The organism is Pseudomonas sp. B21-023, from assembly GCF_024749165.1.
Classification (GTDB): domain Bacteria; phylum Pseudomonadota; class Gammaproteobacteria; order Pseudomonadales; family Pseudomonadaceae; genus Aquipseudomonas.
The window spans coordinates 4,135,266-4,158,383 of the sequence record NZ_CP087190.1; the positions used below are offsets into that span (position 1 = coordinate 4,135,266).

Here is a 23,118-nt window from a genome sequence, read left to right on the forward strand (position 1 = left end):
TTGCCGGGATGGTAACGGCTCTACTGGTGATCCGGGCGGTGCGGCCGCTCCCACGCCACCATCCTACGCCTGAGCAGGCATGTGATTATGGCGTGGGAGCGGGCTTGCCCCGCGATAGGGCCGGCCCAGGCCAGCCCATCAGTACAGGTTCGGCTCCATCTCCAGCTCGACCCCAAAGCGCTCAAGGATATCCGCCTGGATCCGCCGAGCCAGCCCATGCAACTGCGCCCCACTCGCCTGGCCGTAGTTCACCAGTACCAGCGACTGCAAACGGTGCACACCAGCATCGCCATCGCGATAACCCTTCCACCCCGCCCGCTCGATCAACCAGCCGGCCGCCAGCTTCACCTGGCCGTCGGCCTGCGGATAAGCCACCACGCCAGGATGCTCGGCACGAATATGCTCGGCCAGTGCAGCAGGCACCACAGGATTCTTGAAGAAGCTCCCGGCGTTACCCAGCGCAGCCGGGTCCGGCAGCTTTTCCCGACGGATACTGCAGATCGCATCGCTGATCGCCTGCGCGGTGGGCTGCTCGATACCCTGCTCCGCCAGGCGCTGACGCACCGGGCCGTAGTCCAGGTGCGCCTGCAACGAACGGCTCAGCGCAAAACGCACACGCAGGATCAGCCAGCGGCCCGGATTGCGCTTGAACAGGCTGTCGCGATAACCGAAGCCGCACGCCTCCAGCGAGAAGTCACGCAGCTCGCCGGTCTCGCGGTCCAGCGCCGTCAAACCGGCGAATACGTCCTTGATCTCCACGCCATAGGCGCCGACGTTCTGCATCGGCGCGGCGCCGACTGTGCCGGGGATCAGGCTGAGGTTCTCCAGCCCGCACAGGCCCTGGTCGAGACTCCACTGCACGAACGGATGCCAGGGCTCGCCGGCCTCGGCTTCGACCACCACGCGCTCACCGTCATCGCTGAGCAGGCGCCGCCCACGGCTGGCCATGTGCAGCACCAGGGCGTCGACATCGCGGGATAGCAGCAAGTTGCTGCCACCACCAATGACCAGCACCGGCACCTGCCGCTCGGCGGCCTGGGCCAGTGCATGGCGCGCTTCGTCGTCGTCATGGGCCTGGGTGAAGTAGCGGGCACTGACATCGATGCCGAAAGTGTTGTAGGGCTTGAGCGACACGCGCTCCTGCCAGTGCGCCGTCATAACCGCCCCTTGATTTCCACGACCAGCTCACGGCACGCCGCCTCGATCAGGTCCAGGACCTGCTCGAAGCCTTCGGCACCGCCGTAGTAAGGGTCCGGCACTTCGTCCAGGGCCGCGCCATAGCGGCGCAGGAACAGGTCGAGCTCGCCCTTGGCGTTGTGTGGGCGCAACGCCTGCAAATTGCCCAGGTTGCTCTTGTCCATGGCCAGAACCAGGTCGTACTCGGCGAAATGCGCCGCCTTGACCTGCTGGGCGCGCTGGCGCGACAGGTCGTAGCCGCGGGCCAGCGCGGCCTTGCAGGTACGGCTGTCGGGGGCCTTGCCGACATGCCAGTCGCCGGTACCGGCGGAGGCGACGTGCACCACATCACCCAACCCTTCGGCCTCAAGCTGATGGCGCAGCACGCCTTCGGCAGTCGGCGAGCGGCAGATATTGCCGAGGCAGACGAACAGAACGCGCATCAGGCCTCCAGCAAGCGCCGTACGCGCTCCAGGTCTTCAGGGGTATCCACGCCCACGGCCGGGGCCTCGATGGCATCGGCAACATGGATGCGCACGCCATGCCACAGGGCACGCAGCTGCTCCAGCGACTCGGTCTGCTCCAGCCAGCACGGGCCCCAGGCGACGAAGTCCTGAAGGAATCCCACGCGGTAGGCGTACATGCCGATATGGCGGCGGTACGGCACGCCTTCGGGCAAGCGCTCACGGTCCTTGGCAAACGCGTCGCGGGCCCAGGGCAATGGGGCGCGGCTGAAGGTCAGGGCCAGGCCGTTCTTGTCGCTGACCACCTTCACCGCGTTAGGATTGAAGATGGTTTGCGGCGCATGGATCGGCTCGGCCAGGGTGGCGATGCCGGCCTCGGGGTGCGCGGCGAGATTGGCCGCCACCTGGTCGATGATCACGGGGGGAATCAGCGGCTCGTCACCCTGCACGTTGACCACGATGGCATCGGCGGCCAAGCCCAGCTGGGCAGCCACTTCGGCCAGGCGGTCGGTGCCAGACTCGTGGTCGGCGCGGGTCAGCAGCACTTCGGCGCCGAACGCCTGGCAGGCCTCGACGATGCTGGCATCGTCGGTGGCAATGACCACGCGGCTGGCGCCGCTCTTGCGCGCCTGCTCCCACACATGCTGGACCATCGGCTTGCCGGCAATCGCCAGCAGCGGCTTGCCCGGCAGGCGCGTGGAGCGCAGCCGAGCGGGGATCACCACGGTGAAGTCCAGGCTCATTTGTCCAGGCGCTCGTCGTCGGTCAGGGTGCGCGCCTCGCTTTCCAGCATCACCGGGATGCCGTCGCGAATCGGATAGGCCAGGCCCGCGCCCTTGCTGATCAGCTCGGTCTTGTCGGCGCTGAGCTTGAGCGGGCCCTTGGTGATCGGGCAGGCCAGGATATCGAGCAGTTTGGTGTCCATGGGAGCTTCCTTGAAACGGAAATTGAAAAAGGCTCAGGGCCGGGGACGGCCAGGCAGCAGGCGATCGAGCTCGGCGTCGAACCAGGCGACGAACGCCTGCGAGGGTACGGCATCGACCGCCAGGTACCACCAGTCGTCAGCAGCGAACGGCCGGCATTTCACCGCATCCTTCTCGGTCATCACCAACGGCAGCGGCGGGCTGAACGACAGCACTTCGCGGCTGTACGGCGCATGGTCGGCAAAGGGGTGCGGCACCGGCTGCCAGTGTAGCCCCAGCAGGGTGTTGAAGAAACGTTGCGGATTACCGATGCCGGCCACGGCGTGCAGCGCCTGGCCAGCGGGAAACAGGTCGAGCTCGCGGCGCTCGCCGCTGCGCAGGTTGATCAGCGCCGACGGCTGCAGGCGGAAGGCAAAGCCACCGTCACGGTCGGCCTCGGCGCCGTTGAACAGCACCGCGTCGGCCTCGGCCAGGCGCTCGGCGGGCTCGCGCAACGGGCCGGCCGGCAGGCAGCGACGGTTGCCCAGGCCACGGGCGGCGTCGATCAGCACCAACTCCAGGTCGCGGGCCAGGCGGTAATGCTGCATGCCGTCGTCGCACAGGATCAGGTCCGGCGCGTCGCTGGCCAGCAGCGCCTGCACGGCGCGGGAGCGGTCGGGGTCGATCACCAGCGGCACGCCGGTGCGCTGGACGATCAGCAAAGGCTCGTCACCGGCCTGCTCGGCGAGCTGGTCGGCGGCGACACGCCAGGGATACTGCGGCGGCTTGGCGCCGTAGCCACGGCTGACCACGCCGACCTTCAGCCCCTGCCGGCGGCAGTGCTCGATCAGCCAGAGGATCATCGGTGTCTTGCCGGTACCGCCCACGGTGATATTGCCCACCACGATCACGGGCACCGGGGCGCGGTAGCTGGGGCTGGTGCCGCTGAGGAAGCGCGCACGCTTGCGCGTCACCACGCGGCGGTACAGGGCCTCCAGCGGGCGCAGCAGGGCCAGCGCCGGGTGCCCGGCATACCAGGCAGCGAGCAGACGGTCGGCGAAGGCCATCAGGGATTGCCCTGCGCGGCCTCGACGGTGGTCATGCGCAACTTGCTGAAGCCGAGCTTGCCGGCCGCATCCATTGCGGTGATCACCGCCTGGTGCGGGGTCTTGCCGTCGGCGCTGATCGCCAGCGGCAGGGTGATGTCACCGCCGGACTCCTTCTCGATGGCTTCGGTCAGGGTGGCCAGGTCGCTCTTGGGCAGCAGGTGGTTGTTCACCGAGTACACGCCGTCGGCACTGATGGTGACTTCGATCAGCTTGCCATCATCGGGCTGCGCGGGCGCGGCACTGCTTGCTTCAGGCAGCTCGACACGCAGCTGGGTCTCGCGGGTGAAAGTGGTGGTGACCACGAAGAACAGCAGCAGCACGAACACCACGTCGATCAACGACGCCAGGTTGATGTCGACGTTCTCGCGCTGGCGATTGCGCCGGAACTTCACGCCTTGCCTCCGGCCACTTCCACTTCGCGGTCGCCCTGCAACACCTCGACCAGCTTGATCGCCTCCTGTTCCATGCCCACCACCAGCTCATCGATGCGGCGTAGCAGGAAGCGGTGGAAGAACACCGCCGGGATGCCGACCATCAGGCCGGCCGCGGTAGTGACCAGGGCCTTGGAAATACCCCCAGCCAGCACGGCGGCATTGGCGGTCATCTGCGAGCCCATGAAGGCGCTGAAGATGTCGATCATGCCCAGCACGGTGCCCAGCAGGCCCAGCAGCGGGGCCATGGCGGCGATGGTGCCGAGGGTGCTGATGTAGCGCTCCAGCTCGTGGATGACCCGCGAGGCGGCCTCTTCGATGCACTCTTTCATGATCTCGCGGCCATGGCGCGAGTTGGCCAGGCCCGCGGCGAGGATCTCGCCCAGCGGCGAATCGGCGCGCAGCGCCTTGAGCTTGTCACTGGTGAGTTGCTTGTCCTTGATCCACATCCATACCTGGCCCAGCAGGTGCGGCGGGGTGACACGGCTGGCGCGCAAGGTCCACAGGCGCTCGCCGACGATTGCCATGGCAGCGATGGAGCTCAGGATGATCGGCAGCATCATCCAGCCACCGGACTTGACCAATTCCCACACAGTAAGCATCCCCTCGGAAAAAGGCCGCCACTCTACCATAGGACCGCCTGGGGCTCATCTGCCGGAGGTCAGGGAATCAACCGTCGCATGGCAGCTGTGGGGCTTGCTCCGCGATGGCGTCATTCGCGCTCTCGCCAGAACCTGCGCTCTGCGCGCACCCCTACCGCTGCACCCTGACTTCCCAGGCGCAAACTCAGTGCTCCCGCCAGCGCCGTGTCATGAATGCTGATCCCATGCCGCCGATAGCGCTCGATCACCTGCGCGTGCGGATGCCAGAAGCCGTTGCTGCGCCCCCGCGAAATCATCACCCCGCGTGGCGCCAGCGCCTTGATGAACGGTTCGGTGGACGACGTGCGGCTGCCGTGGTGCGGCGCCTGCAGCCAGTCGACACGCGGATCCTCGCTGGCCGCCAGCCAAGCCCGCTCCGCCCCGGCCTCCATGTCGCCGGCCAGCAGCAGGCGCTCGCCATTGGCCACCACCCGCAGCACGCAGGAGCGGTCATTGCTGGAGGCACCCTGCGGCCAATGCCACAGCTCGAAATCGACCCCATCCCAGCGCCAGCGCTCACCACTGTCGCACAGCGCGGCAGGCGCAAGCCCGGCAACCTCCCCCGCCAGCACCCGCGTCACCGGCAGCCCCCGACGCACTGCCGACGCCCCGCCGGCATGATCGGCGTGGCCATGGCTGACCAGCATCAGGTCCAGGTGCCTCACCCCCAGCCTGCGCAAGGTTGGCAGCACCACGCTCTCGCCCAGGTCACTGTCGCCGTGGGCAGGCCCGGCGTCGTACAACAGCGCGTGATGACGGGTACGCAGCAGTACCGCCAGGCCCTGGCCGACATCCAGCTGCCACACCTGCACCTGCCCGTGGGGCACCTGCTCGCGCGGCGCCCACAAGGCCACCAGCATCACCGCGCCCGGCAAGCGCAACGGCACGCCCCGAGGCAGCAGCAACAACAGCGCGCCCAGCGCGACCAACAGCCAGGCCCACGGCGGCAACGGTTCGGGCAGCCATGCCGGCCACTGCCCCGCAAGCTGCGCGAGCAGGTGAAACAGCCCATCCAGCGAAAGCCCCGCCAGCCACAACAGCCCCTCCCCTACCCCTGGCAGCGGCAACGCCGCCGTGCCAAGCAGGGCCAGCGGCAACACCGCGAAACTGATCCAGGGCACCGCCAGCAGGTTGGCCAGCGGCGCCGTCAGGCTGACCGGCAGCCCCAGCGCCAGCAGCACCGGCAACAGGCCCACGGCGATCACCCACTGGGCTCGGCTCCAGGCCTGCCAGGGCCGCCAGGCGCCGAGCCGGGCAGAGAAGCACAGCATCAGCACGCCAACCGCGGCAAACGACAGCCAGAAACCCGGCAGCAGGCTGGCCAATGGATTGATCAGCAACACCCCGACAACGCCAACAGCAGCGGCAAGGCTGCCCCCAGGTGCCTGAAGCGCAGGCGCCAGAGCAACACCACCGCCAGCATCAGGCAGGCCCGCTGCACCGGCACGCCAAACCCGGCCAGCCAGCCGTAGCCCAATGCCGCGGCCATGGCCAGGCCACAGGCCCAGGGCAGCCACGGCCAGCGCGATGGCCAGGCGCCCAGCCGCGCCAGGCCCGCGACCAGGCCATACACCAGCCCGGCCAACAGCCCGATATGCTGGCCGGAGATCACCAACAGGTGCACCGTGCCGGTGGCCTGCAGGGTCTGCCAGTCTTCGCGCGCCAGCCCGGCGCCATCGCCCAGCACCAGGGCCGCCAGCGCCGCCTCGCGCCCACGGGCATCCACGTTCATCAACCGCTGGCGCACGGCATCGCGCCAGCCCACCGTGGCCTGGCCGACCCGCTCGCCGGCCTTGACCGAGCCTGTGGCACCGATACCCCGGGCCAGCAACAGCGCTTCGCGATCCGGGCCATGGGGGTTGAGCAGCCCGTGGGGCTGGCGCAGGTTCACCGCCAGGCGCCAGCGCTCACCGGCGCGCAATTCGGGCCCGGCGAACCAGCTCAGTTGCAGGCGCCTGGGCAATTGCGCCCGGCGCGACTCAGGATGCTCCAGCTCGAAACGCACGCCGCGCTCCGTGCGGGTCGGCAGCCCCACCACCTGCCCCTCCAGCCACAGCGTGCGGCCATCCAGCGCTGGGGCCAGGCGATCATCCAGCGCCTGCTGCGCCGACCAGCAGGCCCAGCAGCCACCCAGCACAAACCAGCCCAGCGGCCAGGCCCGCGTGCGCAGACAGGCCAAGGCCAGCAACAGCAATGGAATCAGCCATCCGACCGGTGGCAAGGCAGGTAACAAACGCAGGCTCAACAGCCCGAGCACCAGCGCCAGCATCCCTGTGCGCATGAGATAGAGCTCCAGAAGCGATCACGACCCCTGAGGCTTAGCCGATTGGCGGGAAAACCCTGCTAATCAATTGTCACAAACTCTGAACGAGGCTGCGTTTCAATCAGGGCATACTGACGCCCTTCAACCCTGCCGGGAGCCCACATGCCGCGCCGTCTGTTCAAACGCTACATGCCGGACCCGACCAGCATCCGCGAACACAAGTCCTTACGCTTTTTCGGCAAGCTGCTGCACGACCCCAACCTCTGGCACCTGAATCGCCATTCGGTGGCGCGGGCCATGGGCGTCGGCCTGTTCGCCGCGCTCATTCCCATCCCCATGCAGATGTTGCTGGCCGCCGCGCTGGCCATTTCCGTGCGCGGCAACCTGCCGATCGCGGTGAGCCTGGTGTGGTTGACCAACCCGCTGACCATGCCGCCGGTGTTCTTCGTCACCTACATGACCGGCGCCTGGTTGATGCAGGTGCCGCCACGCACGCTGCCCGAGTCGATCACCGTCGACTGGGTCACCGAGCAGCTGGCGACGATCTGGCAACCCTTCCTGCTCGGCTCGGTGGTGTGCGGGGTGGTGCTGGGCGTGCTCGCCTACTTCACCACCATGGGCTACTGGCGCTGGTGGGTGGGCCGGCAGTGGCGCCAGCGCCAGTGTCGCTGCGCCGCCCCCCCCAACCAGGGCTCAGGGGGCTCAGGCGCGCATGCCGCGGCCGCTGACCAGCAGGCGCACGCACAGCACGTAGAGCACCGCGGTGGCCACCAGCATGAAGCTGATCGCCGTGCCAATACTGATATCCGACACCCCTAGGATGCCGTAGCGGAACGAGTTGACCATGTGCAGCACCGGGTTTGCCAGCGACACGGTCTGCCAGAACGGCGGCAGCAGGTTGATCGAGTAGAACACCCCGCCCAGGTAGGTCAGCGGTGTCAGCACAAAGGTCGGGATGATCGAGATATCGTCGAAGTTGCGGGCGAACACCGCGTTGACGAAGCCCAGCAGCGAGAAGATGGTCGCGGTCAGCAATACCACGATGACTGTCACCCCCAGGTGGTGCACCTGCAGATGGGTGAAGAACAGCGACAGGAACGTCACGATCACCCCCACCGCCAAGCCGCGCAACACGCCGCCCAGCACATAGCCGACCAGGATGGTGTGCGGCGACACCGGCGACACCATCAGTTCCTCGATGGAGCGCTGGAACTTGCTGCCGAAGAAGCTGGATACCACGTTGCCATAGGAGTTGGTGATCACCGACATCATGATCAGCCCCGGCACGATGTACTCCATGTAGGTGAAGCCGCCCATGTCGCCGATCTGCCGGCCGATCAGGTTACCGAAGATCACGAAGTACAGGACCATGGTGATCGCCGGCGGCAGCAGGGTCTGCGGCCAGATGCGCAGGAAGCGCCGCACTTCGCGGTAGACGATGGTGTTCAGGGCGACCCAGTTGGTGCGCAGTTCCACACTCATACGGCCACCTTCGACAGGTTTTTTTCCACCAGGGACACGAACAGCTCCTCGAGTCGGTTGGTCTTGTTGCGCAGGCTCTGCACCTCGATGTTCTTCAGCGCCAGCTGGCCGAACAGCGCGGTGATGCCGATGTCCTTGTCCACCTGCACCTCCAGCGTGTGCGGGGTGATCAACCGGCACGGGTAGCCCTGCAGCTCAGGGGCGGCGGGCAGGTCGCGCTTGAGGTCGAGGACGAAGGTCTCGACGTGCAGCTTGCCCAGCAGCTGGCGCATGCTGGTGTTCTCGACGATGGTGCCGTGGTCGATGATGCCGATATTGCGGCACAGCTGCTCGGCCTCTTCGAGGTAGTGGGTGGTGAGGATGATGGTGATGCCTTTCTGGTTGAGCTCGGTGAGGAAGCTCCACATCGAACGGCGCAGTTCGATGTCCACCCCCGCAGTCGGCTCATCGAGGATCAGCAGGCGCGGCTCGTGGATCAGCGCCCGGGCGATCATCAGCCGGCGCTTCATGCCGCCGGACAGCGAGCGCGAGGGCACGTCGCGCTTGTCCCACAGGCCCAGCTGCGTGAGGTACTGCTCGGCGCGCTCCTTGGCCACCTTGGGCGGGATGCCGTAGTAACCGGCCTGGGTGACGACGATGTCGAAGGTCTTCTCGAACTGGTTGAAGTTGAACTCCTGGGGCACCACGCCCAGGCAGCGCTTGAGCGCCGCGGGCGACCGGTCCAGGTCGTTGCCGAACACGTTGACCGTGCCGCTGGTCTTGTTCACCAGGGTCGAGAGAATGCCGATGGTGGTGGACTTGCCGGCGCCGTTGGGGCCGAGCAAGGCGAAGAAGTCGCCTTCGGCAACGTCCAGGTCGATGCCCTTGAGGGCCTGGAAGCCGTTGCCGTAGGTCTTGGTCAGCTGTCGAATGGACAGGGCGGAACTCATGGCGGGTCAGGTACCGATGAAAAAGGTTCGGGACACGCCAGGTAAAGACACTGGCGCAGTGAGTGCGGCCATGGTGCAAGGCCCGGCCGCACAAGTACAGTCACATGTATCGATAGTGACTATCGAAGTGGCGTCACGTCAGGGCGGTCATCACCGCCGCCTGGTAGGCCGGGCGTTGCTTGAGGCGCGCGTACCAGGCTTCGAGGTGATACATGGCCGGGCGTTCAATCGGCATTTCGAACCAGGCGTAGATGAAGCTGCCCAATGGGATGTCGCCCATGCCGATCTGCTCGCCGGAGAGGTACGGCTGCTGGGCCAGGGTCTGGTCGGCGATGGCCAGCAACTGGGCGCATTGCTTGTGCGCGGCATTGATCGCCACCCAGTCGCGCTGGTCCTCTGCGGTGCGCAGCAGGCCCCAGAACAGCGGGCGGAACGGGCCGGCGAAGGACGAGGTGGCCCAGTCCATCCACTTGTCGGCCAGGGCGCGCTGGCGCGGGTCGTCCAGGTACCAGCCCTGCTCTGCACCGTATTCGGCGCACAGGTAGCGCACGATGGTGTTGGACTCCCACAGCACCAGGTCGCCGTCTTCGAGCATGGGCACCAGGCCGTTGGGGTTCAGGGCCCGGTAGTGCGGTTCGTTGACCACGCCGAAGGCGCCGCCGGCATCGATGGACTCGAACTCCAGGCCCAGCTCGTGGGCGATCCACAACGCCTTGCGCACATTGCTCGAATTCTTGCGGCCCCAGATCTTCAGCATGGCAACGTCCTTATGAATGCGGGAGGTCGGACAGTCTACTCCAAGCGTTGGGCGGTACCAGTGAAACCGGGGGCCGCTGCGCAGCCCTATCGCCGGCAAGCCGGGTCCCACAAAGAGCAGGCGCGTACAGGCCCTGTGGGAGCCGGCTTGCCGGCGAAAGGGGCGCGCAGCGGCCCCCGCGATCTGTCAGATATTTCCGAACCTGAAACCAAATGCTTCAGCCAGCAAAGCTTGGGAACTATCCTACGCGCTTGCCGGAAGCTGCTGCGTTGTCGGGGAAATACCCCAGGGATACCTTCACCGGGTCGCCACATTTGGTGACCGGGCGTGAGAAACCCGACTACATATGACAACCAGCGGCTTCGTCATGGTGGCCGTGTGCGGGCAGACTTCGGTCTGACCGGGTTTGTCCTATGTCCCGGTTTTCTCACCTCGTACACGGCCGCCACCCTGACCTCGTGAGAAAGGACCTGAATGGCGGTTTTCATTGACCGCATAGGACTCTCTACCATGAAAAAAATCGTCCCAGACCCACCCCGCCTCGGCCCCTTCATCAGCATCCGCCCCACCCTCACCCGCGATGAAGCCATGTCCGCCGCCGTCGAAGTGGCCACCGCCATTTCCGATGTCCTCGACATCTACTTCCAGACCGAGCCCGGCGAAACCCAGGACCGCCTGTTCACCGCCAGCGACTACCTCGGCCAGCTCGCCTGCGCCCTGCTCGAACACAAGCCACAGGTGCAACCATGAGCCGCGGCCATACCGCAGGCCGCACCACCTGCCTGGACCTGTTCAAGGTCGAGCCGGGCGTGACCTTCGAGGATGCCTTCAGCGAGCTGTCGGTGCTGCTCGGCTGCATTCGCCACCTGACCTGCGAGGCGGAAATGGAGGGCGACCTGCTGGCCGGCAGCTCGGCGCGCATCCTCAGCGCCATGGCCAAGGCGCTGATCGATGACATGGAGCTGGGGTTGAACAAAAGTAAATGATCCTGGGGGGCCGCTTTGCGGCCCTTTCGCCGCGGTTCGTCGCCACGACAAGCCGGCTCCCACAAAGAGCAGGCCAGCGTAGCCCCTGTGGGAGCCGGCTTGCCGGCGAAAAGGGCTGTGCAGCAGCCCCAGGATCCATCAACCACCACCGAACTCCCGCTACAGAACCCGGTCAGTCTTCTAAGCAGGCCATTCACCCCGGCGCGTCTAAGCTCTGTGGGTCGGCCTAACGCCCGCTTCCAAGGAGGAAGAATCATGTTGCTGTTGTGGTTGCTGGTCCTGGTGCTTGGCGCCGCGTATCTCCTGCACCGGCGCCTGGCGCCCCTGCAGATCCTCGCGGCCATCGCCGCCTATACCCTGCTGATGGGCATCTTCAGCACCGCGCCAGGCTGGCTGCTGGCGCTGATCTGGGTAGTGATCGCCGCCAAGGCGGCCTTCTTCGCCCTGCCGGAGCTGCGCCGTAAACTGTTCACCACGCCAATGTTCAGCTGGTTCCAGCGCACCCTGCCGCCGATGTCGCCCACCGAGCGCGAAGCCATCGATGCCGGCACTGTGTGGTGGGACGGCCACCTGTTCAGCGGCCGCCCCGACTGGGACACCCTGCTTGACTACCCCGCGCCCAAGCTCAGCGAGGAAGAACAGGCCTTCATCGACGGCCCCACCGAGCAACTGTGCGCCATGGTCAGCGACTGGCAGATCGGCCAGGACCTCGACCTGCCGCCGCAGGCCTGGGATTTCATCAAGCAGCACGGCTTCTTCGCCCTGATCATCCCCAAGGAATACGGCGGCAAGGGCTTCTCGGCCTACGCCCACTCGCAGGTGGCGATGAAACTGGCCACCCGCAGCGGCGACCTGGCCTCCACGGTGATGGTGCCCAACTCCCTGGGCCCGGCCGAGCTGCTGCTGCACTACGGCACCGAGGCGCAACGCAACCACTACCTGCCGCGCCTGGCCCGCGGCGACGATATCCCCTGCTTCGCCCTCACAGGCCCCCTGGCCGGCTCCGACGCCGGCGCCATGCCCGATACCGGCGTCATCTGCAAAGGCCAGTGGCAAGGCGAGGAAGTCATCGGCCTGCGCCTGAACTGGGAGAAGCGCTACATCACCCTCGGCCCGGTGGCCACCCTGCTGGGCCTGGCCTTCAAGGCCTACGACCCCGAGCACCTGCTGGGTGAGCAGGCCGAGCTGGGCATCAGCCTGGCGTTGATCCCCACCGACCTGCCGGGCGTGGAGATCGGCCAACGCCACCTGCCCCTGGGCGCGGCGTTCATGAACGGGCCCAACAGCGGCAAGGATGTGTTCGTGCCGCTGGACTGCCTGATCGGCGGCCAGGAAATGCTCGGCAAGGGCTGGATGATGCTGATGAACTGCCTGTCGGTGGGCCGCTCCATCTCCCTGCCCGCAGTCGGCACCGGCGCGGCCAAGTACACCAGCCTGGTCACCGGCCAGTACGCCCGCGTGCGCGAACAGTTCAACGTGCCGCTGGCCGCCTTCGAGGGCATCCAGGAGTCGCTGGCGCGCATCGGCGGCAACGCCTGGCTGATGGACAGCGCCCGCCTGCTCACCGCCCAGGCCGTGGACCTGGGCGAAAAACCCTCGGTGTTGTCGGCGATCCTCAAGTACCACCTCACCGAGCGCGGCCGCGAATGCATCCAGCACGCCATGGACGTGCACGGCGGCAAGGGCATCATCATGGGCCCGAACAACTACCTGGGCCGCAGTTGGCAAGGCGCGCCGATCTTCATCACCGTCGAGGGCGCCAACATTCTCTCGCGCAACCTGATGATCTTTGGCCAGGGCGCCATCCGCTGCCACCCGTTCGTGCTCAGGGAAATGGCCCTGGCCGGGCGCGAGGACCATGACCAGGCGCTCAAAGAGTTCGACGACCTGCTGATGCAGCACATCCTGTTCGCCGCCGGCAACGCCGCCAGCACCCTGGTGCTGGGTTTGGGCCTGGGGCATTTCGAGAAGGTCCCGGGCGACGCCCTGAGCCAGGGCTACTTCCGCGCCCTCAACCGCCAGGCGGCAGCCTTCGCCCTGCTGGCCGACCTGTCGATGATGCTGCTGGGCGGCGCGCTCAAGCGCCGCGAGCGTCTGAGCGCCCGGCTGGGCGATGTGCTCAGCTACCTGTACCTGTCCAGCGCCGCGCTCAAGCGCTACCACGACCTGGGCTCGCCCGAGCACCTGCGCCCGTTGTTGCGCTGGGCAATGGAGGAAAACCTGGGCCAGGCGGAAAAGGCGCTCGCCGCGCTGCTCGACAACTTCCCCAACCGCTTCATCGGCTGCGCCCTGCGCGTGCTGGTGTTCCCATTTGGCCGCAGGCATACCGGGCCAAGCGATGAGCTCGATGCCGAGGTGGCGGCGCTGATCGGCCGGCGCAAAGGCGACCCGGCGCTGGAAGCCGTGCTGGAGGGCTGCTTCAGGCCTCAGGCCGAGGGCGACCCGGTGGCCGCGCTACAGACGGCCTGTGACCTGCTGGACGATGCGGCCCCCTTGCACAAGGCGCTGCATCAGGCGGTCAAGGAAGGCAAGGTGCAGGCGGCAGCCGGGCAATCGGTGATCGACGCCGCCATCGAAGCGGGTGTGCTGCAGGCGGAGGAAGGCCAGCGCCTGCATCAAGCCGAGCAGGCACGTCGGGTGGTGATCGATGTGGATGCGTTCGACAAGGAAGTGCTGCTGCCCGAGGCAGGCAAAGTGCGCTGAGCATTCGCCGACCGCATCGCGAAGTAAGCCCGCCCCCCAATGCGTGGGAGCGGGCTTGCCCCGCGATTGCGTCAGCACAGGCAGCTGCGCTGCCAGCCCGGGCAAAACCGGCGTATACTCCGCCCCCCGTTTCAACCACCGAGGAGCGCCGCCATGGCCAACCCCCACCTGGAATACCACCTGCAACTGCTCCACCACCTGCGCACCATCCTGGCCGCGCTGGGTGAAGCCGAACAGGTCCCGGAGGAAAGCCACGCCCTGTTCCTCGAGCGCTTCGACGAACTGCTCACCCTGCTACCGCAAGACCCGCTGCAAAGCCAGTACCTGGGCCAGGACCTGATCTGCCAGGTGATCCAGCGCTATCCTCAGATCGCCCACCTGGTGCCGCGCGACCTGCTGTGGTTCTTTGCCGGCGACTGCCTGCACTTCATGCCGGATGAAGAGCTGGAGCTTTATCAGACGCTAGAAGAGCGCCGGTACGAAGCAGAGCAGAACGGCGAAGCGTTTGATTGGCATCAAGAAAAGCAACTGCTAGCCAAGCCTGCTCAGAGTGATATTCACTGATCTGGTATAGATGCATCCCGGCCTCATCTGGGCCGGGAACCCAAATCGCCAGAGCGGGGCAAGTGAACTCACTCTGACAAATCACGATCTAGCAAGTCAGGGGGAATACCAGCCTTGCCCCTAAAAAAATGATGCGCCGAAGAAAATAAGAACTCGGCTTCCAGTCGAAGTCGCTCTACCTGCGAAGGGGGGGGCTGCCCTTTACTTTCTTCATAACGCCTCCAAGCATCGACCGCCCGTTTACATATCTCCAGCTGGACTTCCAAATCCGTCTTTTCGATCGTCACGGTCATTGCTCCTTCCTTGTTCAAGACAGAATGGAGTGAAATCAGGTGCGCCCAACATTCTCCCCCGACAGAGTAATAACTGATGGAACGAGTACGAACATCGGGCTCGTAACGAGTAGCGCCATGCCGTTGTACGCCCCCAGACGACATTAGCCAACTAGTAAAATTGATAGGTGTGCCGAGCCAGCTCGCCCCAAGAACCAATCATTCGAGCAAAAAAAAACGCCACTTCAAAGAAGTGGCGTTTTCAATTTGGAGCGGGAAACGAGACTCGAACTCGCGACCCCGACCTTGGCAAGGTCGTGCTCTACCAACTGAGCTATTCCCGCAGGGTGAAGCTTTACTGCATGTGGCGTGAAGCGCCTTGAAGACCTTCACCACCGGCACCGCCGAAACGATGCATTGAAACTGGAGCGGGAAACGAGACTCGAACTCGCGACCCCGACCTTGGCAAGGTCGTGCTCTACCAACTGAGCTATTCCCGCAATATGGCGTCCCCTAGGGGACTCGAACCCCTGTTACCGCCGTGAAAGGGCGGTGTCCTAGGCCACTAGACGAAGGGGACTAAGCCGACGCTTTTCAGCGCACCAGAACATGAACCTCACGATTCAGCCTGGATTTTCTTTTCCTGCCCTGCCGAGGCAGTGCCGGAGAAACTGGAGCGGGAAACGAGACTCGAACTCGCGACCCCGACCTTGGCAAGGTCGTGCTCTACCAACTGAGCTATTCCCGCAATGTGGCGTCCCCTAGGGGACTCGAACCCCTGTTACCGCCGTGAAAGGGCGGTGTCCTAGGCCACTAGACGAAGGGGACACGCTGCTCGCACTACCTATTAAAGCACTGCTTGCTTTCACTCCCTGCTGCGTTTCGCTGTGTGCTTTACGCTGCAAGTGGCGCGCATTCTATGGATGCCTCGCAGGGTCGTCAACCCCTTTGTAGAAATTTATTTAAATCAATGACTTCCCGTCGTCATGGGCAGTGATGCAGGATGCGTCCGGGGATTGGCGTTGCTTTTCTGACGCCGGCTCGGCAAGCTCGTAGCGATGTGCCAGCATCTGTAGGTTTTGGATTACGGGCCGATACATATAGACAAGGCTTGAGGGCCTGATCGCGGGGAAAGCCGGCTCCCACGAATCCACCACAAATTCAATGGAGCGCAGGCTGTTCCGCCGGGCTGCACTGTTCGCTTTCGGGCGGACTCACTACACTCTCGATAGATGCAAAACTTCTTCATGAGGCGTTAACGGTGACACCACTTCTGATCACCCTGCTTATCGTTGCAGGTATCGCGCTGCTGATCGTGATCGGCTACCTGAACAATGTGGTTGAAAACGGCAAGCTCGAGCGTGCACGGCTCAAGGTCGAACTGGCCGACCGCCTGCGCCGCTGCGGCGAGATCACCGAGACCTTCCCTGGGCAATTCATGACGCCTGCGCTGAAGCTGCTGCTGACCCGCCTCGAACTGAACCTCAACCAGCGCCAGCTGGCCCTGGACAAGCACAGCGGCGACCTCAAGGCCCGCATCGCCGAGCTGGAGGGGTTGATTGGCCTGGGCGAGCGCATCCCGGTGAGCAACCCGCCCGCGCCGATCCACACCGAGGTCAAGGCCAAGGACGTGCGCTTTTTGCTCGAGCTGCTGCACAACCAGATCGTGCGTGCCACCCAGGAAGGTTTCCTGGCGACCAACGAAGGCAAGTACTGGGTCAAGGAGATCCGCCATATCCTGGTGCTGCTGCATATCGAGTTCTTCAACAACCTTGGCCAACAGGCCCTGCAGCAGAACCAGCCGGGCCAGGCGCGCCTGGCCTTCGAGCGTGGCGTGCAGTACCTGCGCAAGCAGCCGGAGCCCAAGCAGTACGAAGAGCAGCTGACTTATATGGAGAAACTGCTGAACCGGGCCAACGCCCAGGTGCTGGACCAGATGGAGCCGGCGGAGAACGACCAGAATGCGCTGACCCAGGGGCTCAAGACCGATGAGGACGAGACCTGGAAGAAGAAAGTCATCTACGATTGATACGCCTCAGGGGCTGCTGTGCAGCCCATCGCCGCGGTTCGTCGCCACGACAAGCCGGCTCCCACAGGGACTGCGCAATGGCTAAGGTCTGCGCCCTACCTGTGGGAGCCGGCTTGTCGTGGCGACGAACCGCGGCGATGGGCCGCAAGGCGGCCCCTTTTCATTTCAGCAGTCGGTCAACTCGAGGAACACCTCGACCAACCGTTCCAGCCCCGCCTGGTCGGCCGCGCTGAAGCGCGCCAGCTTCGGGCTGTCCAGGTCGAGCACGCCGATCAGCCTGCCCGCCTTGACCAGCGGAATCACCAGCTCGCTGTTCGACGCACTGTCACAGGCGATATGCCCGGGGAAGGCATGGACGTCCTCCACTCGCTGGGTGCTACGGGTGGCCGCCGCAGCGCCGCACACACCACGGCTGAACGGAATGCGCACACAGGCCACCTGGCCCTGGAACGGGCCGAGCACCAGTTCTTCGTTGCGATTGAGATAGAAGCCCGCCCAGTTCAGGTCCTCCACCTGGTTGTAGAGAAACGCCGAGAACTGCGCGGCATTGGCGATGAAGTCGCGTTCGTCAGCGAACAGCGCCTGCACTTGCGCGGCCAGCAGGTCGTAGCCATCGAGGCCTTGGCCACTGGCGTTGAGGTCGATCATTTATTTCTGCTCCAGCAATTGCAGCCCGACCCAATAGCGGGCGAACTGATAGGCACAACGGCCATTACGGTTGCCGCGGCCGGTGGCCCAGCGCACGGCGAGGATGTCCAGGGCTTCGTCACGCTGCCAGCGCAGCCCGGCCGGGCGCGCCAGCTGGCCGATCCAGTGCTCGACCACGTTGAGGAAATGCTCCTGGCTGAACGGGTAGAACGACAGCCACAGGCCGAAGCGGTCGGACAGGGCGATCTTGTCCTCCACCGCTTCGTTGGGGTGCAGCTCGCCGTCGACCATCTTCCAGTTTTCGTTGTCGCTCTGCTTCTCCGGCACCAGGTGGCGGCGGTTGGAAGTGGCATATAGCAGCACGTTGTCCGGGGCCTGCTCCAGCGAGCCGTCGAGCACACTCTTGAGCACCCGGTAGTCGCCCTCCCCGGCCTCGAACGAGAGGTCGTCGCAGAACAGGATGAAGCGTTGTTCGAGCTTGTGCAGCTGCTCAACCACCCGCGGCAGGTCGGCCAGGTGGTCACGCTCGATCTCGATCAGGCGCAGGCCAACGCCTGCGTGCTCGGCCAACAGCGCGCGCACCAACGACGACTTGCCGGTGCCGCGCGAACCCCACAGCAGGGCGTGGTTGGCCGGCAGGCCGTTGATGAACTGGTGGGTGTTGCGGCCCAACTGCTCGCGCTGCTGGTCGACGCCGATCAGGTCGGACAGGCGGATATCGAGGCTGACCTCCAGGGGCATCAGGTAACCGCTGCGGCCATCGCGCTGCCAGCGGGCGGCGAGGGTGCGGGTCCAGTCGATGTCCGGGCGCGGGGCCGGCAGCAGGGGTTCGAGGCGGGCGAGGACCGATTCGGCGCGTTCGAGAAAAGCGGTAAGGCGGGCGTCCATGGCGACTCCTATTGATTTCAGTTTTTTGGGGCCGCTGCGCGCCCCATCGCCGGCAAGCCGGCTCCCACAGGTGATCACTCTTCACTGTGGGAGCCGGCTTGCCGGCGATGGGGCGCGCAGCGGCCCTTAATCGACGATCAACTGAAATGAACAGACAGACCCGCCAGCAGCCAGGGCTGATCGGCTATGCTTGCGCAGCGCACGGAGCAAGTAACCGGCTTGGGACCCATGGATATCAAGTTCACCAATCGCCTGTCATACAAGCAAGCCCGGTTGACAGTCCTGGTCGGCTTCATCCTGGGAACATTGCTCAGTCTCATCCAGATCGGCATCGATTATGCCAGCGAAGACGCGTCCATCAACCGTGAAATTCAGGCGCTGCTGAAGATCAGCCACGACACGGCCTCGCGCATCGCCTACAACATCGACACCGAGCTGGCCCAGGAGCTGACCGGCGGGCTGTTGAAATCACCGGCGCTGATCCGTGCGCGGCTGATCGACAACAACGACACGGTGCTGGCCGACGTGCAGCGGCCGCGCATGGAAAGCCGCTACCGACCATTGTCCGACTTCCTGTTCGGCGAGCAGCGCCTGTTCCAGGACCGGCTGTTCCTCGCCCACATGCCCGAGGAGTACCTCGGCACCCTGTACCTGGACGTCGACACCTATGCCTTCGGCGGGCGCTTTCTCGACCGCGCCGGGGTTACCCTGGTCAACGGTTTCGCCCGCAGCCTGGTGCTGACCGGCATTCTCCTGGCGCTGTTCTACCTGATGCTGACCAAGCCGCTGGTGACGGTGATCGGCGCGCTCAGCGGCAATGATGCGCGCACGCCCCGGCAGAACCGCGTGGACTGCCCCAAGGGGCACGAGAACGACGAGATCGGCGTGCTGGTGCGGGTCGCCAACCAGCAGTTCGTCAGCATGGCCACCGAGATCCAGCAGCGGCGCACCGCCGAGAACCGGCTGACCCAGTACCTCAATGAGCTGGAAGACATCGTCTCGGCCCGCACCAACGAGCTCAAGGCCAGCAACAGCCGCCTGAGCCAGTCCAACCAGGAACTGGACGAAGCGCGCCAGCGCGCCCTGGACATGGCCCAGGCCCGCGCCGCCTTCCTGGCCAACATGAGCCACGAGATCCGCACGCCACTCAACGGCATGCTCGGTATGATCGCCCTGGCGCTGGACAGCGGCCTGGCCGCCGAGCAGCGCCAGCAGCTGTCGATCGCCCACGACTCGGGCAAGGTGCTGGTGGAGCTGCTCAACGATATCCTCGACCTGTCGAAGTTCGACGCCGGCCAGCTGGAACTCGAACGCATCCCGTTCGACCTCGGCGCGATGGTCGAGGACACCGCCAACCTGCTGTCGCAGAATGCCGCGCCCAGTGTCGAGCTGACCTGCCTGATCGCCCCGGACTTTCCCAGCACGGTGCTGGGCGACCCGACGCGGGTACGGCAAATTGTCAGCAACCTGCTGTCCAACGCACTCAAGTTCACCCGCTTCGGGCGTGTTGATGTACGCCTGAGCAGCATCGTCGGCGGCGTGCGCCTGGAGGTCAGCGACACCGGCATTGGCATCCCCGAGGAGGCCCAGGCGCGGATTTTCCAGCCGTTCACCCAGGCCGGCGCCGGTATCACCCGCCAGTACGGCGGCACTGGCCTGGGCCTGGCCCTGACCCGCAACCTGTGCAAGGCCATGCAGGGGCACCTGCACATCCATTCCGAGACCGGTTTCGGCAGCCGCTTCAGCGCCGACCTACCGCTACCGGCGCATACCGAGGCAATCCCGCCGGCGGCAATAAGTGGACACGTGGTGGCCCTGGGCAACCCCGGCAGCGGCCTGGCCGAGCTGCTACAAGGGCTGCTGCCGCGCTGGGGGCTGGATTACGTGCGCCATGCAGATGCCGGCGCACTGGCCGGCCTGCCGGTCGACCTGCTGATCACCGACGACCTGGACCACGTGCTCGACCTGCGCCCGGCCATCGCGGCGCCGATCCTGCTGGTGACCGCCTACGGCAACTTCCTGCCCGCCGAACAGGCCACGCAACTGGCGCCGCTGCAGCAACTGGCCCGGCCCCTGGCGCGCAACGCCCTGTACCAGACGCTGCGCCGCATCCTGCAAGGGGAACCCAGCGCGCCGCTGCCCCACGAGGTGCCGGCCTCGCGCGAGCTGCGGGCGCGTATCCTGCTGGTGGAGGACAACCCGGTGAACCAGTTGGTGGCCAAGGGCATGCTGGGCAAGCTCGGCTGCCAGGTGCAGGTGGCCGCCCACGGCCAGGAGGCCCTGGACTACCTGGAGCGGGACAGCTTCGACCTGGTACTGATGGACTGCAACATGCCGGTGATGGACGGCTACGAGGCCAGCCGGCGCATCCGCCAGAGCAGCCGCTGGCCGGAGCTGCCGATCGTCGCGCTGACCGCCAACGCCATGCCCGAGGAGCGCGAACGCTGCCGCGCCGCGGGCATGAACGACTACCTGGCCAAGCCGTTCCGGCGCGAGGAACTGCTGGCGCTGATCGAGCACTGGGTGCCGGTCAGCGGTTGAGCAGCGGCTCTATCGCCGCTTTCAGCGCCTCGGGCTTGGTGGTCGGGGCAAAGCGGGTGACCTTGCCGCTGCGCGGGTCGACCAGGAACTTGGTGAAGTTCCACTTGATCTTCTGCGTGCCCAGCAGGCCCGGCGCGCGGCGCTTGAGCTCGGCGAACAGCGGGTGGGCGCCGGGGCCGTTGACTTCGATCTTGCGAAACAGCGGGAAGCTCACGCCGAAGTTGAGCTCGCAGAACTGCGCGATCTCCCGGGCGTCGCCCGGCTCTTGCTTGCCGAACTGGTTGCAGGGGAAGCCCAGCACCACCAGGCCCTGGCGCTGGTAGTCCTGCCATAGGCGCTCGAGCCCTTTGTACTGCGGGGTGAAACCGCACTGGCTGGCGGTGTTGACCACCAGCAGCGCCTTGCCGGCGAAGTCGCCCAGCACTTTCTGCTCACCGCCAAGGGTGACGCAGGGGATGTCCAGCAGCGCATCGGCCATGTTCGCTCTCCGTCAATCGCGTGGCTTGAAGTCCAGGCATACCGAGTTGATGCAGTAGCGTAGCCCGGTCGGCGGCGGGCCGTCGGGAAATACATGGCCCAGGTGGGCGTCGCACTGGGCGCAGGTGACTTCGGTGCGGATCATGCCGTGGGAGGTGTCGCGGATCTCGATCATCGCGGCCTCTTCGATCGGCTCGTAGAAGCTCGGCCAGCCGCAGCCGGAATCGAACTTGGCCTTGGAGGAGAACAGCGGCAGGTTGCAGCAGATACACTGGTAGACGCCGTCGCGGCGCTCGCTGTTGTACTTGCCGCTGAACGGCCGCTCGGTGCCTTTCAGGCGGCACACCTGGTACTGGGCCGGATCGAGCATGGCGCGCCATTCGTCCAGGGTTTTGTCGATCTTTTGCATGATGGGACCTCGGCAGGCTGAATTTCACCTCGCACCGGCTTTTCCCTGGCGCGGGTGGCACGTATATTAGTTGGCTTCGTGTGCAAGGCAGCCAGTCTGGCACCCGGTTCCCGCCCTTTCAAACCTTTCGAAAGAAGGCGGCGCGTATTCTCACTCGGGATCTCATCATGCAGTTCAGCAAATCGAACAAGCTCGCCAATGTCTGCTACGACATTCGCGGCCCAGTGCTCAAGCACGCCAAACGCCTGGAAGAGGAAGGCCATCGCATCCTCAAGCTGAACATCGGCAACCCGGCGCCGTTTGGTTTCGAGGCGCCGGACGAGATCCTCCAGGACGTCATCCGCAACCTGCCCACCGCCCAGGGCTACAGCGACTCCAAGGGCCTGTTCAGCGCGCGCAAGGCGGTGATGCAGTACTGCCAGCAGAAGGCAATCGAAGGCGTCACCATCGAGGACATCTACCTCGGCAACGGCGTGTCCGAGCTGATCGTCATGTCCATGCAGGCGCTGCTCAACAACGGCGACGAAGTGCTGATCCCGGCGCCCGACTACCCGCTGTGGACCGCCGCGGTGAGCCTGGCCGGCGGCAAGCCGGTGCACTACCTGTGCGACGAGCAGGCCGACTGGTTCCCGGACCTTGACGACATCAAGGCCAAGATCACCCCGAACACCAAGGCATTGGTGATCATCAACCCGAACAACCCGACCGGCGCGGTGTACTCCAAAGAGCTGCTGCTGGGCATGCTGGAGCTGGCACGCCAGCACAACCTGGTGGTGTTCTCCGACGAGATCTACGACAAGATTCTTTACGACGAGGCCGTGCACATCAGCACCGCGTCGCTGGCCCCGGACCTGCTGTGCCTGACCTTCAACGGCCTGTCCAAGTCGTACCGGGTGGCGGGCTTCCGCTCCGGCTGGCTGATCATCTCCGGGCCCAAGCACCACGCCACGAGCTACATCGAAGGCATCGACATGCTGGCCAACATGCGCCTGTGCGCCAACGTGCCGGCCCAGCACGCCATCCAGACCGCCTTGGGCGGCTACCAGAGCATCAACGACCTGGTGCTGCCGCCGGGCCGCCTGCTGGAGCAACGCAACCGCACCTACGAGCTGCTCAACGACATCCCCGGGGTCAGTTGCGTCAAGCCGATGGGCGCGCTGTACGCCTTCCCACGCATCGATCCGAAGGTCTGCCCGATCCTCAACGACGAGAAATTCGCCCTCGACCTGCTGCTGTCGGAGAAGCTGCTGATCGTCCAGGGCACGGCGTTCAACTGGCCGTGGCCGGACCACTTCCGCGTGGTGACGCTGCCGCGGGTGGATGACCTGGAACAGGCGATCGGGCGTATCGGCAACTTCCTGCGCACCTATTCGCAGTAAGCGATATCGCCATCGCGGAGCCAGTCGCATCGGTACGCCGATGCGATTTGCCTCGCGATACTTTTGCC

23 protein-coding genes, 5 tRNA genes and 1 pseudogene are annotated in these 23,118 nt (G+C 65.4%); 8 read left to right on the top strand and 21 right to left on the bottom strand.

Annotated features, from left to right (window positions below; translation table 11 throughout):
- Positions 1 to 138: 138 nt before the first annotated feature.
- The 8 genes and pseudogenes from murB to LOY42_RS18505 all read right to left on the bottom strand — a co-directional run bounded on the left by murB (position 139) and on the right by LOY42_RS18505 (position 7,004).
- The gene (murB, locus tag LOY42_RS18470; RefSeq protein WP_258598735.1) at positions 139 to 1,158 is read right to left on the bottom strand and encodes a UDP-N-acetylmuramate dehydrogenase; all 1,020 of its coding nucleotides are present in this window, start codon (positions 1,156 to 1,158) and stop codon (positions 139 to 141) included.
- Entirely contained in the window at positions 1,155 to 1,619 is a 465-nt protein-coding gene (locus LOY42_RS18475; RefSeq protein WP_258598737.1) for a low molecular weight protein-tyrosine-phosphatase, read from the bottom strand. The genes murB and LOY42_RS18475 overlap by 4 nt, the downstream gene beginning before the upstream one ends.
- Positions 1,619 to 2,383, bottom strand: a complete 765-nt coding sequence (kdsB, locus tag LOY42_RS18480) for a 3-deoxy-manno-octulosonate cytidylyltransferase (RefSeq protein WP_139672644.1) — start codon at positions 2,381 to 2,383, stop codon at positions 1,619 to 1,621. Before kdsB ends, LOY42_RS18475 begins: the two co-directional genes overlap by 1 nt.
- Complete coding sequence (locus tag LOY42_RS18485) at positions 2,380 to 2,565, bottom strand: Trm112 family protein (protein WP_003247142.1); 186 nt, start codon at positions 2,563 to 2,565, stop codon at positions 2,380 to 2,382. The genes kdsB and LOY42_RS18485 overlap by 4 nt, the downstream gene beginning before the upstream one ends.
- A gap of 33 nt (positions 2,566 to 2,598) precedes the next feature.
- Positions 2,599 to 3,609, bottom strand: a complete 1,011-nt coding sequence (gene lpxK / locus LOY42_RS18490) for a tetraacyldisaccharide 4'-kinase (protein ID WP_110703899.1) — start codon at positions 3,607 to 3,609, stop codon at positions 2,599 to 2,601.
- Positions 3,609 to 4,043 (bottom strand): biopolymer transporter ExbD, encoded by a 435-nt coding sequence (locus tag LOY42_RS18495; RefSeq protein ID WP_023632003.1) that lies wholly within the window; start codon positions 4,041 to 4,043, stop codon positions 3,609 to 3,611. Before LOY42_RS18495 ends, lpxK begins: the two co-directional genes overlap by 1 nt.
- Positions 4,040 to 4,675: a MotA/TolQ/ExbB proton channel family protein gene (locus LOY42_RS18500; protein ID WP_110703965.1), complete on the bottom strand. Its 636-nt coding sequence runs from the start codon at positions 4,673 to 4,675 to the stop codon at positions 4,040 to 4,042. The genes LOY42_RS18495 and LOY42_RS18500 overlap by 4 nt, the downstream gene beginning before the upstream one ends.
- A 119-nt stretch (positions 4,676 to 4,794) precedes the next feature.
- Positions 4,795 to 7,004 (bottom strand): annotated as a pseudogene (locus LOY42_RS18505) (DNA internalization-related competence protein ComEC/Rec2).
- A gap of 144 nt (positions 7,005 to 7,148) precedes the next feature.
- Here LOY42_RS18505 and LOY42_RS18510 point away from each other — a divergent pair.
- Positions 7,149 to 7,805, top strand: coding sequence for a DUF2062 domain-containing protein (locus tag LOY42_RS18510; protein WP_258598743.1), 657 nt, complete (start codon positions 7,149 to 7,151; stop codon positions 7,803 to 7,805).
- Here the strand turns inward: LOY42_RS18510 and LOY42_RS18515 are convergent.
- From LOY42_RS18515 to LOY42_RS18525, 3 genes are all read right to left on the bottom strand, one after another.
- Positions 7,689 to 8,468: an ABC transporter permease gene (locus LOY42_RS18515; protein ID WP_023631459.1), complete on the bottom strand. Its 780-nt coding sequence runs from the start codon at positions 8,466 to 8,468 to the stop codon at positions 7,689 to 7,691. The two genes, LOY42_RS18510 and LOY42_RS18515, sit on opposite strands and share 117 nt — an antisense overlap.
- On the bottom strand, positions 8,465 to 9,397 hold the full coding sequence (locus tag LOY42_RS18520) for an ABC transporter ATP-binding protein (RefSeq protein ID WP_110703895.1): 933 nt from the start codon (positions 9,395 to 9,397) through the stop codon (positions 8,465 to 8,467). The genes LOY42_RS18515 and LOY42_RS18520 overlap by 4 nt, the downstream gene beginning before the upstream one ends.
- A gap of 133 nt (positions 9,398 to 9,530) precedes the next feature.
- Entirely contained in the window at positions 9,531 to 10,154 is a 624-nt protein-coding gene (locus tag LOY42_RS18525; RefSeq protein WP_258598746.1) for a glutathione S-transferase, read from the bottom strand.
- A gap of 510 nt (positions 10,155 to 10,664) precedes the next feature.
- On the opposite strand from LOY42_RS18525, the gene LOY42_RS18530 reads away from it, so the two are divergent.
- The 4 genes from LOY42_RS18530 to LOY42_RS18545 all read left to right on the top strand — a co-directional run bounded on the left by LOY42_RS18530 (position 10,665) and on the right by LOY42_RS18545 (position 14,407).
- The gene (locus LOY42_RS18530) at positions 10,665 to 10,904 is read left to right on the top strand and encodes a hypothetical protein (RefSeq protein ID WP_139672656.1); all 240 of its coding nucleotides are present in this window, start codon (positions 10,665 to 10,667) and stop codon (positions 10,902 to 10,904) included.
- Complete coding sequence (locus LOY42_RS18535; RefSeq protein ID WP_139672658.1) at positions 10,901 to 11,140, top strand: DUF3077 domain-containing protein; 240 nt, start codon at positions 10,901 to 10,903, stop codon at positions 11,138 to 11,140. The genes LOY42_RS18530 and LOY42_RS18535 overlap by 4 nt, the downstream gene beginning before the upstream one ends.
- Positions 11,141 to 11,395: 255 nt before the next feature.
- On the top strand, positions 11,396 to 13,843 hold the full coding sequence (locus LOY42_RS18540) for an acyl-CoA dehydrogenase (protein ID WP_258598750.1): 2,448 nt from the start codon (positions 11,396 to 11,398) through the stop codon (positions 13,841 to 13,843).
- Positions 13,844 to 13,996: 153 nt separating this feature from the next.
- The gene (locus LOY42_RS18545; protein ID WP_110698185.1) at positions 13,997 to 14,407 is read left to right on the top strand and encodes a PA2817 family protein; all 411 of its coding nucleotides are present in this window, start codon (positions 13,997 to 13,999) and stop codon (positions 14,405 to 14,407) included.
- A 68-nt stretch (positions 14,408 to 14,475) separates the two neighbouring features.
- Here LOY42_RS18545 and LOY42_RS18550 read toward each other — a convergent pair whose 3' ends face one another.
- The 6 genes from LOY42_RS18550 to LOY42_RS18575 form a co-directional block, all read right to left on the bottom strand.
- The gene (locus LOY42_RS18550; RefSeq protein WP_139672664.1) at positions 14,476 to 14,700 is read right to left on the bottom strand and encodes a hypothetical protein; all 225 of its coding nucleotides are present in this window, start codon (positions 14,698 to 14,700) and stop codon (positions 14,476 to 14,478) included.
- 247 nt (positions 14,701 to 14,947) lie between these two features.
- Positions 14,948 to 15,023 (bottom strand) — tRNA-Gly (locus LOY42_RS18555).
- A gap of 80 nt (positions 15,024 to 15,103) precedes the next feature.
- A tRNA-Gly gene (locus tag LOY42_RS18560) sits at positions 15,104 to 15,179 on the bottom strand.
- Between the two features lie 4 nt (positions 15,180 to 15,183).
- Positions 15,184 to 15,259 (bottom strand) — tRNA-Glu (locus LOY42_RS18565).
- A gap of 92 nt (positions 15,260 to 15,351) precedes the next feature.
- A tRNA-Gly gene (locus tag LOY42_RS18570) sits at positions 15,352 to 15,427 on the bottom strand.
- A 4-nt stretch (positions 15,428 to 15,431) separates the two neighbouring features.
- Positions 15,432 to 15,507: transfer RNA gene (locus LOY42_RS18575), tRNA-Glu, on the bottom strand.
- Between the two features lie 433 nt (positions 15,508 to 15,940).
- On the opposite strand from LOY42_RS18575, the gene LOY42_RS18580 reads away from it, so the two are divergent.
- The gene (locus tag LOY42_RS18580; protein WP_046856553.1) at positions 15,941 to 16,708 is read left to right on the top strand and encodes a hypothetical protein; all 768 of its coding nucleotides are present in this window, start codon (positions 15,941 to 15,943) and stop codon (positions 16,706 to 16,708) included.
- A 165-nt stretch (positions 16,709 to 16,873) separates the two neighbouring features.
- Here LOY42_RS18580 and LOY42_RS18585 read toward each other — a convergent pair whose 3' ends face one another.
- Both LOY42_RS18585 and LOY42_RS18590 read right to left on the bottom strand, forming a co-directional pair.
- Positions 16,874 to 17,356 carry a GAF domain-containing protein gene (locus LOY42_RS18585; RefSeq protein ID WP_139672667.1) on the bottom strand — a complete coding sequence of 161 codons (483 nt, stop codon included), beginning with the start codon at positions 17,354 to 17,356 and terminating at the stop codon, positions 16,874 to 16,876.
- Positions 17,357 to 18,244, bottom strand: coding sequence for an ATP-binding protein (locus LOY42_RS18590; RefSeq protein ID WP_139672670.1), 888 nt, complete (start codon positions 18,242 to 18,244; stop codon positions 17,357 to 17,359).
- Positions 18,245 to 18,430: 186 nt separating this feature from the next.
- Between LOY42_RS18590 and LOY42_RS18595 the strand changes: the two genes are divergently transcribed.
- Positions 18,431 to 20,785 (top strand): response regulator, encoded by a 2,355-nt coding sequence (locus LOY42_RS18595; protein ID WP_198754651.1) that lies wholly within the window; start codon positions 18,431 to 18,433, stop codon positions 20,783 to 20,785.
- Here LOY42_RS18595 and LOY42_RS18600 read toward each other — a convergent pair.
- A complete protein-coding gene (locus LOY42_RS18600; protein ID WP_046856557.1) occupies positions 20,775 to 21,263 on the bottom strand; it encodes a glutathione peroxidase in 489 nt (162 codons plus the stop codon). The two genes, LOY42_RS18595 and LOY42_RS18600, sit on opposite strands and share 11 nt — an antisense overlap.
- Before the next feature lie 12 nt (positions 21,264 to 21,275).
- Positions 21,276 to 21,671 (bottom strand): peptide-methionine (R)-S-oxide reductase MsrB, encoded by a 396-nt coding sequence (gene msrB / locus LOY42_RS18605; RefSeq protein WP_139672676.1) that lies wholly within the window; start codon positions 21,669 to 21,671, stop codon positions 21,276 to 21,278.
- A 167-nt stretch (positions 21,672 to 21,838) separates the two neighbouring features.
- Here msrB and LOY42_RS18610 point away from each other — a divergent pair, with 167 nt between their 5' ends.
- Complete coding sequence (locus LOY42_RS18610) at positions 21,839 to 23,050, top strand: pyridoxal phosphate-dependent aminotransferase (protein WP_139672678.1); 1,212 nt, start codon at positions 21,839 to 21,841, stop codon at positions 23,048 to 23,050.
- Positions 23,051 to 23,118: the final 68 nt, after the last annotated feature.